The organism is Pseudomonas lini (genome assembly GCF_030812475.1).
Lineage (GTDB): Bacteria > Pseudomonadota > Gammaproteobacteria > Pseudomonadales > Pseudomonadaceae > Aquipseudomonas > Aquipseudomonas lini_A.
Genome location: NZ_JAUSSR010000008.1, coordinates 62,099 through 74,146, shown reverse-complemented (window position 1 = coordinate 74,146; position 12,048 = coordinate 62,099). Strand labels below are relative to the sequence as shown.

Genomic DNA, 12,048 nt, shown 5'->3' with positions numbered 1-12,048 from the left:
CCATTGCATTCCACCGAATGCTCTGGAAGCCCCGAAAACCCGCCCTTTGGCGGGTTTTTTCGTTCCAGGACCCTCTGTCGGGATCCAACAAAATCCCCCTTCCCCGAGGGTATGTTAGGGGTACTGCGATTTCCCGGTCAGGAGCGCGTACCCCTATGCCACGTCTAGCGATCCCCCTCAGCGACCTGCAATGCCGCACGGCCAAACCCCGCGAACGCGCCTACAAACTGTTCGACGGCGGCGGCATGTACCTTTTCGTCAAACCCAATGGCGTGAAGACCTGGCGCTTGAAGTACACCAAGCCCAGCGGCAAGGAAGGTACGCTCATCATCGGCAATTACCCCATCGTTACCCTTTCCGTCGCACGACGTAAGCGAGACGAAGCCAAGGCGTTGCTGCTCGACAACCTCGACCCAATGGAAGAAAAGAAGAAGGCCAAGATCGTAGCCCAGCGGGCGGCACTGCTTTTCGAAACCGTTGCTCTGGAGTGGCATGCCGATATGTCCCGTCGCTGGACCGAAGGACACGCAAAAACCGTGATGAGCCGACTGCGTACCCACGTCTTCCCTCTGATCGGCCAACGACCCATCGCTGAACTCGATACCCATGACCTGCTAGAGATCACCCAGCGCATCAAGGAACGCGGCACCATGGATGTGGCGTTACGGGTACAGAACTACTTATCCACCATCATGCGCGGGGCCAAAAGGGCTCGGCAGATCACCATGAATCCTGCACTGGATCTGGCAGGCTCGATTCACGCCCCGCGCACAGTCCACCGCCCGGCCCTCTCCCTCAACCGCCTACCCGAACTGCTACACCGGATCGACAACTACAACGGCCGCGAGCTGACGCGCCTCGCCGTCCTGTTGACGTTGCATGTTTTCGTCCGCTCCAGCGAACTGCGCTTCGCTCGATGGAGTGAGTTCGACCTCCAACGCGCCATGTGGGAAATCCCCGATACGCGCACACCGATTGAAGGGGTACGCAACTCCACACGAGAGACCAAGATGAATGGCGACATTCAAATGGTTCCGCTATCGCCACAGGTCATCGAAATACTGGAGCGCCTGCGCAGCCTCAGTCGCTTTTCAGAGTTGGTGCTATCGGGCGACCACAAGTACTGGAAGCCTATGTCCGAGAACACGGTGAACACCATGCTCCGCAACGTCGGCTATGACACCAGCAAGGACGTGTGCGGCCACGGCTTCAGGACCATGGCCTGTAGCGCCCTGCTGGAGTCCGGGTTGTGGACCGACGCAGCCATCGAAAGACAAATGAGCCACAAGGAACGCAACCGCGTGCGCGCCGCGTATATCCACAAAGCTGAATTTCTGGAGCAGCGCCGGCTGATCATGGCGTGGTGGAGCAACTACATCGACGCCAACCGCCATGGGCATGTGACGCCCCACGAATTCGCTCACCCCGTCGGCGACAACATCACCGCCCTACAAAATAGCCGTGGCGCATCCAAACGTGGGTAAGCCAATGAGATCACCGCAGTCCGCCCTTCCACGCGGGTCCATCCAAGCGGGGCTGCAAAGCCGCCCTGCTTGGATGGACCTCACTTATAAAATATAAAGCCCACGCAACTGTCTGTGGAAAACCACGGATTTCCACCGGTGGATAATTTCATCCACAGCCGCAGAGTTCCCGAAAATTCGAGCCTTGACCCAAATTATCCACAGGCGTAGAAAAGATCGGGCAAGCGCTGTCGTTGACAGCAACCCAGGTAGCCAGAACCTTTAAGGCTACGCCACATTGTGGTGGTTCTCCCAAAGTGCGATTAGCGTCCGGCGGCTCGCACGGTCACTCACCGAGTGATGGATGCCTACTTCAGAACGTTGCCATTGCGGCAAATACATCCCCTACCCAGCTGCCCTGCAGCAACCTTTCCGCTTGGCCATTTCACTGCGCCAACCTGCGCCCGTCTCTTTCTCCCGGAAAGAGACGGGCGCTCCAACCGCTGCTGCAGCCCAACTCGTAAAAGGCTTTGCGGCATTCCCCCTAGTGACAATCGGCGTGACAAACACCGAAGTCACCAGCAACAGCGATGCAGATTATGGTGCCGCAGCCCACGGAATGGACTGCACCTGACTGACAGTCAGGCATGCCCCGGTCATCGCGTCACTGCCTTCACCCGACTCAGGATCTCGCGGCGTCGGTCTCGTCAGCCAATGCAGCTTCCACCCGCCCACTTCTTCGGAAGTGTTCAGGAGGCCAGATCATGAGATGCCCAAACTCCCGGTCGTAAGGAGTCGTCAGTCCCGCGTTAGTGGACAACCCTCACAGGTCGCAGGGGCCTTGATCCCTGATAACACTCAACATTCTTGGCGGGATGACGTGGGGAAAGTTTTAAAAGTTTTGGCTTCGAGAGGAGTTTGATCATGGCACTGGTAGGTAAACGTGATGGGCGCAATTTTGGCTATGGCCGGCAACTGAACTATGCCGGACCGCAGGCGTTGCGCGATCTATTCGGCGGCGGGCATTACGGCACGGTCAAGGCTCACAGTGATCGCTGGCAGGCGTTTGTACGCTGGTGTCGGTCGGAGGAAGGGCCGGGGTTTAACAATGCGCGTCAGATTAATTGCCAGACCTTGCTGGACTACGCCGGACATCTGCGCCAACAAGTTGAACAAGGTGAGCTGGCCATCGCCACTGCGCAAAACCGGTTGTCCAGTGTGAATCGGACCATGGCCGCGCTTCGCGGTGATCAATATGTGAAAGTGCCGAGCCCGAGTAAGGCGCTGGGAATGCGGCGCACTAGTGTTCGTCATTCAGTGCCGCAAGGCCAAGACCGCGAACATGTGAAACGGATCGTCGACGTACTCTGCGAACACCAAATGCAACGCGCTACCGCCATTGTGCACTTGGCGCGAGCCGCCGGAATGCGCTTGCGCGAGGCCATTTTGGCCGACCTTCCTCGACTGCAACGGGAAGCCGAGCAACTCGGGAGGATCAACATCCAGGACGGAACCAAAGGTGGCCGCGGCGGAGCAACAGCACCTCGCTGGATCATGGTGGATGACCATGTTCGCGAAGCACTCAGATATGCCGAGCAGGTCTTACCGCATGGCAGCCGCAACCTACTGGCACCGAATCAAAGCTACCTTGATTTCCAACGGGAAATCGTCCGCCCCGCACGGGAGGTCCTCCATACACACAACCTCAAAGGCTTCCACGAATTGCGGGCAGCCTATGCGTGCGAACGCTACGAGCAAATCACTCAGCATCTTGCACCCATCAACGGTGGCAGGTGCTGCCAGCTCGACCGACGCCTCGATCAGGAGGCACGCGCACGAATCAGCTATGAGCTGGGGCACGGTCGTATCGACGTGGTTTCGGCGTACATCGGCGGTCGACCATGAGCAAACCATTCGATATGGAGCTTTTCCTGGCGGGTGTATTGACAGGGTCGCATTCCACGCGTCAGCGTCACCTTCGCCAAGCGAAGGCTATTCAGATGGCGATTGCTAGTCGCTGGCAACGCGACAATCCATGGACTTGGCAGAGAAAACACCTTGCGTGGTTTTTGAATCACCACCTAAACCAGCACAATGAATCGACGCGCTATTACTATTTGCTGACAATGCAATTACTCACTCATCGCTTAGGAAAACCCTGGCAGTTCAACCGCTAAACAAAGCTCAGAAAACGACTGTGGATTCAACCGGTCGATGCAGCGGAAGGCTGGTCATGAAGGCCTGAGCAGTGCAATGGTCAGATCTTATTGTGGGGGTAGCTTTTTAAAACAAACGTATAGGAATTTCTGCGTACCGCCGTTGGGTGTGCAGTGCTCTTCATACGCATGCTCAAGCACTTCAAACTGGCTACCAAATATTGTGGCTAAACTTGCAGCGCTGTAGCGCTCGGTCGGAAGTCCGCTGCAATGACTGGGCCCCTCTTCAGCGAACGTGCCGATGATCGCAACTCCGCCAGGTTTGAGGCTTGCACTCATGACTCGTATGTACTTGGCTCGATCCTCCGGTTCCGTTAAAAAATGGAATACCGCTCGGTCATGCCATAGGTCGTATCGATGACTTGGAAGAGGGGCGGATGTAATGTCTGCCTCTATCCAAGTGACCCTTTCTGCATTCGCTCCCAGTCTCTTGCGCGCCACGTCTAATCCGGCAGCTGAAATATCAAGCACCGTTAGGTTCTCATAGCTCAGGCGAAGAAGATCGTCAGCCAAGGTCGAAGCTCCTGCGCCGACATCGATCAGTTGGGCGTCCAGGTGTGGTACGAACCGACGAATTAGGGCAAGAGACATCTCAGCGTTCTCCTGATACCAGCTGACACGGTCAAATGGCTTCTCCCTGTAGACCTTTTCCCAATGATCTTTGCTTTGCATACACACCTCTTCAAATCGCTTGCTGGGCTGGTGAAAAATAGGTCAACCAGCCGACCAGCTCCACGTCAGGAAAGCCGTTGTGCTCGTACCCTGAGCATGGATAGGAAGTCCACAACATAAGGTTCTGCGCTCCCATCAAATCAAAAGCCAGCGCCACATCTGACTGAGATCGCGAAGTTTTGAGATTTCTGAAAATTAGAGAACCTACAAAAGTAAACCAGCTTGATCGCTATCATTCAATCGGTTTCAATAATGATTGATCGATTCGAATGGTGAAAATATGCGTCTTCTCTATCTTCAAATCCGGCACTTGATCCCTTCAACCGGGCGGGCCTCTCAAGATTTTAGGCAGGTGGCGCAATGACACTACTGATCGCTGCATGCCTTGCATTCTTGATAGCCGCCATCACCGCGCCAGTAGGCGTTTCTGGGGCTGTGTTTTTGCTGCCTGTACAGATGAGCGTGTTGCAGGTTCCTACCACGGCGACCACTCCGACTAACCTTCTTTATAACCTTGTAGCGATACCTGGCGGGCTGTTGCGCTATAACCGCCGTGCCAAGATCCAGTGGTCACTGACACGTCTGCTCATCATCGGCACCATCCCTGGGACTATTGCGGGAGCAGCGGTCAGGGTTTACTGGCTGACTGGGCCTGGGGCGTTCCTACTGGTGGTTGCCGGGGTGCTGATCCCCTTGGGTATCTGGCTGGTATTTGGACGCAATAGTGCCGCCTTAGGCACTGGCGAGGTACACCTCAAGCATCGGGCGCCTGTCCTCGGCATAGCATTGATCGTAGGCATGATTGGTGGGATTTATGGCATCGGCGGGGGCTCGTTGTTAGCGCCCATTTTGGTCGGCATGGGGTATGGAGTGGCTGAAGTGGCGCCTGCGGCGCTGGCTTCAACGTTGGTCACTTCGATTGCCGGGCTTGCCACCTATTTACTTATAGCGGCTGCCAACGGCAGCGCTATTTCTCCTGATTGGGCAATGGGTTTTGCGCTGGGCGCAGGCGGTTTCGCAGGTACTTATGCAGGAGCTGCACTGCAACCCTGGTTACCCGAGAAATTACTCAGGCGCATGCTGGGTGCTATCGGTATCGTCGTGGGGCTGCACTACATCTGGCGTGCCTTCGCGTAGCAGGTGAGCCTGACGGTAGGCGCCGACAGCACAACGGTTTAAAGTCGCTGGGTTATTCCATTAATCTGCTGAATGAGCGATGCGATCCATGAACCCAACGCAGCCCAGCCCCAAGCAGGCAATCTACGCAAGCTTGGCAGAAATTGCCCAGGCAGTAGGTCATCCTCACAGGATCGAACTGCTCGAACGGCTGGGTCAGGGCCAACATAGCGTTGAATCACTCTCGCAGAGCTGCCAACTGACCTTTGCCAATACATCTCGTCATCTACAGATTCTGCGGCGCGCCCGCTTGGTGGAAACCGAACGCCAAGGCAAGCAAGTCTTCTACCGACTGGCCGGCCATGAGGCGGTGATAGGGCTTCTTGGCTCCCTGGGCCGGGTCGGCGAGCGCAATCGTGCGGAAGTACAGCAGGTAATGACCGACTATTTCCAAGCGCGTGACAATCTTGATGCACTGAGTCGCGAACAGCTGCTGGAACAATTGCGCGGCGGGGAAGTAACGGTGATCGACGTGCGGCCTGAGCATGAGTTTGACCTTGGCCATTTGCCAGGCGCCCTCTCCATGCCGTTGAGCGAATTGGAATATCGCCTAGAGCAGTTGCCGAAACAGCAACTGATCGTTGCCTACTGCCGTGGCCCGTACTGCGTGATGTCGTTCGACGCGGTCGTTCGCCTGCGAGGCAAGGGCTACAACGTTCGACGTCTGGAGGAAGGCTATCCAGAATGGCGCGCCGCTGGGCTCGCTACCGAATCGACCTCCGCCTAACTACGCTTCGCGTTCTGGCGGAAAGCTTTAATCCAAACCAGGAGCATTCCCATGAGCGAGCGTACCTTCATCCAGCCCAACGAACTTAAGGCGTTAATGGCGCATAAGGAAATGTTAACGATCATCGACGTGCGATCACCCGAGGAATTCGCGGTAGGCCATGTCGAAGGTGCCATTAACATACCCGCCGACCACTTGCAGTCGCATGCCAGCCAGCTTGCACCTGGCGGGACTATCGTAACCGTCTGCAATTTTGGTGGTCAGCGTTCATGTGGGGCAGCCGACTTACTACAGGCGTCGGGCTTCGCGGACGTCCGCCCCTTGAGCGGCGGCGTCAAAGACTGGCAGGCAGAGTAGGACTGAGCCCCGTCATTTCCGATGCATTTAGCAGGTGTTAGCAAGCTCGCTGAGCGTCTGCTATTTGTCGGGCACAGCCTTCGCGATGGGCTGCTACTGGCGGATTCCTGCCTATTCTCTACGGAAGGGATGATCGACAATGTTCAAATTCAGGAGGTTTACCATTCGTATGCGGCTCTGAATTACTTGCAGACCGACAACGTGCTGACATCTCAAAAATCCCAAGTTCGATTCCATCGAACGCCATAACTATCTGATTTCTTTATAGTTACTAGTTGGGGTACGCCGAATTTTCCAACGAACTCCAGACGCCCGAAAAACCTAGCCCCGCCGAAACATACCGTTCGTCTGGTGCCGGCACCATACAAAACGAAGCCCTCGTAGAAATACGAGGGCTTTGATGTTTCTGGGGTTTCGAAATTCTGGCTCAGCTCCTTGGAAATATTGCTACCTGATTATCGTTTCCCTGAGTAGCCGCCCTTCACAACACGCCCGATGTAGCTGTTCAACCCCCGTCCCGCCACTGCTAAACGTCGCATCTCTGTGACCATCGCCGCGCCGGGCCTAACCGAATCATAGAGATACGTCCTATGCGTACCGGTAGCGAATTGAACAGTGATTGATCCTTGTCCTAGCTCATAAGCGACTACATTCGAATCGCCACTGAGATTTTTATACCGCTCCATCGAATTCACCTGTAGATGATGAGTGGCGAAGTGCCAGTCATCACATCACAATAGTTCTGATCCACTGCAGCCACGGGTTATTTTTTCCAAATATTCTGTTGATTCTCATCTAAGTCCACGTATTCGCTTGTGATAGCAAAAAAAGGACAACTTTTTCGACATCTGCAGCACCCTAATAAGCTCATCAGTCCTGTCTCTCTACAACAAAGCCCTCGCATTTCCTCGAGGGCTTTGTTGTAACTGCTATTTGGAAAACTGGCCTTAGTGACCGGCGCTCTGCCCACCATCAACGTGCAGAATTTCCCCGGTAACAAAATTGGCGCTGTCCAGATACACAACCGCCTGAGAAATGTCACTGATCTCACCCATATGCCCAACCGGGTGCAGATTCCCCAGCGCTTCATGAGTTTCCTCACCATGCATCGGCGTCTTGATGATGCCAGGAGAAACCGCGTTCACCCGAATCCCGCGTTTGGCGTACTCGATGGCCAAGGATTTGGTCGCCGCGTTCAGGCCACCTTTGGTCAGCGAAGCGAGTACCGACGGCACGCCGTCAATGGCATGGTCCACCAGGCTGGTGGTGATGTTCACCACGTGACCGCTGCCTTGTTTCTCCATCTCGGTAATCGCAAGTTGGGTGATGTAGAAGAAGCCATTCAGGTTTACCGAGAGCACATTGGCGTAGTCTTCAGCGGTGTACTCGGTAAACGGTTTGGCGACGAAGATTCCGGCGTTGTTAACCAAGGTGTCGATGCGGCCGAAACGTTCGATCGTTTCACGGATAACTTGCCGGGCGACCTCCGGGTTGCCGATGTCGCCCGCCACAGTGAGGATATCCGGGTCGGTGGATGGTTTGATCGAACGTGAAGTGGCGACGACCTTGTAGTCCAGGTCACGGAAAGCCTTGACCATGCCTGCGCCGAGACCTTGCGAGGCGCCAGTGATAACGATGACTTTTTTCGAATTGCTCATGATGAACCTCTACTAATAAATGATGATTTGAAAAGTAAGTAATCAGGCTTCAGCGGGGACCTTCGCCATTTGTCTCAACATCTGTTCGTAGTACTCGACCGACTGCGAACCGGACACCAGGTGACGACCGTTGAGGATCATGGCCGGCACCGAATTGATCCCGCGCTGGCGGTAAAACCCTTCAAGCTCACGCACTTCTTTGGCATACGCTCCGGACGCCAACACCTCGTGAGCCGCCGCCGCATCCAGTCCTGCTTCAGTGGCCAGACGAACCAGCGTCTCGCGATCGCTCGGGTTCTGGCCATCGGTGAAGTAAGCGCGCAACAGGATTTTCTTGAGTGCGACCTGCCGCCCTTCCTGCAACGCCCACACCATCAGCCGGTGAGCATCGAACGTGTTGTAGAAGTGAGTGCGCTTCTTCAGATCGAACGTGAAACCGATGGTCGCGCCACGTTCGATCTGCATCGCCTTGCCAGCGGCGACGTCTTCGGCGGTGCGCCCGTATTTGCGCATCAAGTGCTCGACCGCTTTCTCGCCTTCCGCCGGCATGTCCGGGTTCAACTCGAAGGGCTTGTAGGTCAGCTCGACCGAAACTTCACCCGCCACCTTCTCGATCGCCTGCTCCAGTGCCGTTGCACCCAAGGCGCACCAAGGGCACACCACGTCGGAGATGAAATCGATGGAGACCGACGGCGTCACGACTTGCCCTCCCCTTCAGCCAGTTGCTTGCGGTATTGGGTGGTGGTGATGCCGGCGTAGCCCCAGTTATCGGTGTCGACTTCTTCGATCACGATGTGGGTCAGGTGCGGATCCTTTTTGAGCACGCGTTCCAGTGTTTCAGTGATTTCAGCGATCACCTGAGCTTTCTGCTCAGAGGTAACGCCATCGCGGGTGATGCGTACGCTTACGAAAGGCATGAGGAAGATCTCCAGTGACCTGCTCATCGGGGTGATGGGTAGGTGTTGGAGCTCAATGTATGAGGTTGGCTGCGGGGGATAAAGATGGGGGCGGGAACATCATTAGTTACTTGGTGTAATGGATGCTGTCGCGCAAGCACTACTCGTTTGCCTATAAAGGATCAATCGAATAGCCTGCATTTATCGAAAATTTTAGATAACTCAAAGGAGTGAGACATTCATGGCCATTCAATTTTTCGACAGTCCATTCCATGTCACGCATGGAAAAGAAGTCGCCAGTAAAATCGCGCTGAAGATGGAGCTTTCGGTGTTCATCACTGACTGCATCAAACCCTTGGTCTTAACCAGAGTGCGGCCGCAACCAGGTTGAACGTGACCCAATCACGCATTTCAGAGCTCACCACTGGGAAGATCGAGAAATTCACGATCGATGCAATGATGGACATGCTGGATAAACTGGGCTTTCGCGCCACTTTTACATTGCCGTTCAACGATGCCGGGGCCACGCCTCAGATCGTTATTTCACAAGCTAACGCCTGCTAGATGTTGTACGACTTTACTGTAGGACTCAGCCCCTTCTGATGTAGTCCGTTTTGTTACGTGTCGCATTTTTTCAATTTCTGCGACATGTTATGTGAACGTGTCGCAGACGACGACATGTTTGAATCAAATCGCTCCTGCATTAATGGCCTAACCTCAGCGATAGGATGGGCTTGGCACTCATTCATTTCGCATACAGATTCCAGCAAATCCTTTTGAAACTGACCCAATTCAATGTCCATTTCTAAATGCCTCCTTCAGCAATACAAATAGGCCATCGGCAGGCTTTCAAATTATGAACATCATGGCTGGCCAATAATTATTGCCGAGTCATAAAAATCACAAAAACCTTCAACCCACACCAGCACCTGGCCACGATTGCGCATCCGCCGCCCTCAAGCTATCTTAAAACCGTCGCTGCCAATTCAGCGACCGGGCCTGAGAACCCAAGTAAGATACAGGCGCACAAGCGCCCCAAGTCACGATTGTCGGCGTTTTTTTGTGCCTGCATTTCCGTGTAATGGCGGCTGTGCGTGGGAGACCTTCGGGTCTGCCGGGTTCCTGTATCTCCGGTTTCTCAGCCCGCGCATAGCTGCCACCCATTCGCCTGAGAACGAACGTGGTAGCTCTAACTTGATTCAGGAGTTTTTGCTAATGCCCGCCATAGTACCGTCGAAAATTTCCACCTTTGCTGCACCGGTCATCACCCACCACCGTCCAAAAAGCGGAGGCGCACAATGACCAACCCCCAAAACCTGAAAACCATCGGTCTCACCACTTCTCTTACCACGCCAACGAACCGCTGTTCCGCATCAACGCCGGTGTCCCGGTGATCCAAGCCCTCTCTCACGCCTCCGATCTGCTCCACGTTGCCAAACTGCTCGCATCCGATGCGGCCATGGTTCGCGACACCGACCGGCATGCCTGGGCGTCGCATTATTTGCAGGATATGAGCAAGGCGATCATCGATGATGTGGTGAAGGTGCTCGACGCACCATGTAACAACCGAGCCAGCAACCTCGCTCCATAGGCGAATCGCATGTATGAAAAAGCCCCGAATTGATCGGGGCTTTCCGAGGTTCAAAAGCCACCTCTCAACCAACGTAATGCCTGAATTCGTTGCTGTCGCGAATGAGTAATTGCATCAGCTTCGGATGGATAAAAAGCTTCTCCTTGCCCACCTGAATCTCTTCCAATACGCCAATCTCTACCAGATCTTTCAGGTAACGAGATGCAGCCTGACGCTGAGCAATTTTCTTTTCGACCACATTGCTGATACGGCAATAAGGCTGCTCGAAAATCACATCCACCAGTTCGCGCGTGTAGGTTTTCGGCAGTTGCTCACGCACAAACTGCATGGTGTGTTCGGACAATGCACGGATGGCCGAAATCTTGGCCGTCGTCCAGCGAGCGGTCTCTTCTACCGCGCTTAGCATGAACAACAGCCATGGTTCCCAGGCTTGTTTGGTCGTAACTTCCAGCAGTAGCCGGTAGTAATCGGCACGGTAGGCAATGATGTAGCGGCTGAGGTAGAGGATCGGCAGGTTCAGGAGGCCTTCCTGGATCAAAAACAGGGTGTTGAGGACCCGTCCTGTACGACCGTTCCCGTCGATAAAGGGATGGATCGCTTCAAACTGATAATGCCCGACAGCCATGCGAACCAGGGGATCGAGCTCGGTTTCGTTGTGAAGAAAGCGCTCCCAGTTGGCGAGAAGGTCGCGCAAGTGCTCCTCCCCTTCGGGCGGGGTATAGATGACTTCACCGGTGCGGTCATTCGCGAGCTGAGTGCCTGGCGTGCGGCGGATATCCAGTTTCACGCCTTTCAGGGTGCGGCAGATTTCTACGGCGGTGTTGGTGGACAACGGTCGTTGGGCCAAGGATAGAAAGCCTTGGTTCAGCGCTGTTCGATAACGCAATGCTTCCTTGGTCGCCGGGTCCGCATGGTTTTCAGTGTCTTGAGCATGCTGGAACAGTAAGTCCGTGGTAGTGACGATACTTTCTATTTCCGAGCTGTCTTTGGCTTCCAGCAGGGGAATGGTATTGATCAGGACCGTTTGGTTCGGAATCAGCTCTGCTGCCTGTTTCAACTCGGCCAGCGCGGTGCGCGCCTCAATGCATTTTTTGAGGACTGCACGTGTTTCCAGCTCGATCGCTGGCGGTAGCAGCGGCAGTTGGTTGTAGGGCCTGTCGGCCTGCCATGGCAGAAGCGGTTCGGTCATGGATGCATTCCTGATCATTTTGTATGTTTTTTGAGCAGAGAGAGGCTTCACTCATGTCGCCAGTGTAGACATGAGGCCTTAACGTGTCGCAATTTTCCGCTTT

The 12,048-nt window shown here is 54.8% G+C and carries 11 protein-coding genes and 2 pseudogenes; 8 read left to right on the top strand and 5 right to left on the bottom strand.

Going from position 1 to position 12,048, the window contains the following annotated elements; all coding sequences use genetic code 11:
• Positions 1–155 precede the first annotated feature (155 nt).
• The 3 genes from J2W17_RS16550 to J2W17_RS16540 all read left to right on the top strand — a co-directional run bounded on the left by J2W17_RS16550 (position 156) and on the right by J2W17_RS16540 (position 3,640).
• Positions 156–1,484, top strand: coding sequence for a tyrosine-type recombinase/integrase (locus J2W17_RS16550; protein WP_307336051.1), 1,329 nt, complete (start codon positions 156–158; stop codon positions 1,482–1,484).
• 903 nt (positions 1,485–2,387) lie between these two features.
• Positions 2,388–3,368, top strand: coding sequence for an integrase domain-containing protein (locus J2W17_RS16545; protein WP_307336049.1), 981 nt, complete (start codon positions 2,388–2,390; stop codon positions 3,366–3,368).
• Positions 3,365–3,640, top strand: coding sequence for a hypothetical protein (locus J2W17_RS16540; protein WP_307336046.1), 276 nt, complete (start codon positions 3,365–3,367; stop codon positions 3,638–3,640). Before J2W17_RS16545 ends, J2W17_RS16540 begins: the two co-directional genes overlap by 4 nt.
• 87 nt (positions 3,641–3,727) lie before the next feature.
• Here J2W17_RS16540 and J2W17_RS16535 read toward each other — a convergent pair whose 3' ends face one another.
• Entirely contained in the window at positions 3,728–4,351 is a 624-nt protein-coding gene (locus J2W17_RS16535; RefSeq protein WP_307336043.1) for a class I SAM-dependent methyltransferase, read from the bottom strand.
• 360 nt (positions 4,352–4,711) lie between these two features.
• Here J2W17_RS16535 and J2W17_RS16530 point away from each other — a divergent pair, with 360 nt between their 5' ends.
• The 3 genes from J2W17_RS16530 (at position 4,712) to J2W17_RS16520 (ending at position 6,611) form a co-directional block, all read left to right on the top strand.
• A complete protein-coding gene (locus tag J2W17_RS16530) occupies positions 4,712–5,488 on the top strand; it encodes a sulfite exporter TauE/SafE family protein (protein ID WP_307336040.1) in 777 nt (258 codons plus the stop codon).
• Positions 5,489–5,576: 88 nt separating this feature from the next.
• On the top strand, positions 5,577–6,254 hold the full coding sequence (locus J2W17_RS16525) for an ArsR/SmtB family transcription factor (protein ID WP_307336037.1): 678 nt from the start codon (positions 5,577–5,579) through the stop codon (positions 6,252–6,254).
• Between the two features lie 51 nt (positions 6,255–6,305).
• Positions 6,306–6,611, top strand: a complete 306-nt coding sequence (locus J2W17_RS16520; RefSeq protein ID WP_307336035.1) for a rhodanese-like domain-containing protein — start codon at positions 6,306–6,308, stop codon at positions 6,609–6,611.
• Between the two features lie 947 nt (positions 6,612–7,558).
• Here J2W17_RS16520 and J2W17_RS16515 read toward each other — a convergent pair.
• The 3 genes from J2W17_RS16515 to J2W17_RS16505 are packed head-to-tail and all read right to left on the bottom strand — an operon-like array spanning position 7,559 to position 9,186.
• A complete protein-coding gene (locus J2W17_RS16515) occupies positions 7,559–8,269 on the bottom strand; it encodes an SDR family NAD(P)-dependent oxidoreductase (protein WP_154979423.1) in 711 nt (236 codons plus the stop codon).
• 42 nt (positions 8,270–8,311) lie between these two features.
• Positions 8,312–8,968, bottom strand: a complete 657-nt coding sequence (locus J2W17_RS16510) for a DsbA family oxidoreductase (protein ID WP_307336029.1) — start codon at positions 8,966–8,968, stop codon at positions 8,312–8,314.
• Complete coding sequence (locus tag J2W17_RS16505) at positions 8,965–9,186, bottom strand: tautomerase family protein (RefSeq protein WP_064675421.1); 222 nt, start codon at positions 9,184–9,186, stop codon at positions 8,965–8,967. The genes J2W17_RS16510 and J2W17_RS16505 overlap by 4 nt, the downstream gene beginning before the upstream one ends.
• 220 nt (positions 9,187–9,406) lie before the next feature.
• On the opposite strand from J2W17_RS16505, the pseudogene J2W17_RS16500 reads away from it, so the two are divergent.
• Together J2W17_RS16500 and J2W17_RS16495 are read left to right on the top strand one after the other, a co-directional pair.
• Positions 9,407–9,729, top strand: a pseudogene (locus J2W17_RS16500) (helix-turn-helix domain-containing protein).
• A gap of 734 nt (positions 9,730–10,463) precedes the next feature.
• Positions 10,464–10,756 (top strand): annotated as a pseudogene (locus J2W17_RS16495) (DUF3077 domain-containing protein).
• 64 nt (positions 10,757–10,820) lie between these two features.
• Here the strand turns inward: J2W17_RS16495 and fic are convergent.
• Positions 10,821–11,945: a protein adenylyltransferase Fic gene (gene fic / locus J2W17_RS16490; protein ID WP_128873813.1), complete on the bottom strand. Its 1,125-nt coding sequence runs from the start codon at positions 11,943–11,945 to the stop codon at positions 10,821–10,823.
• Between the last annotated feature and the right edge of the window lie 103 nt (positions 11,946–12,048).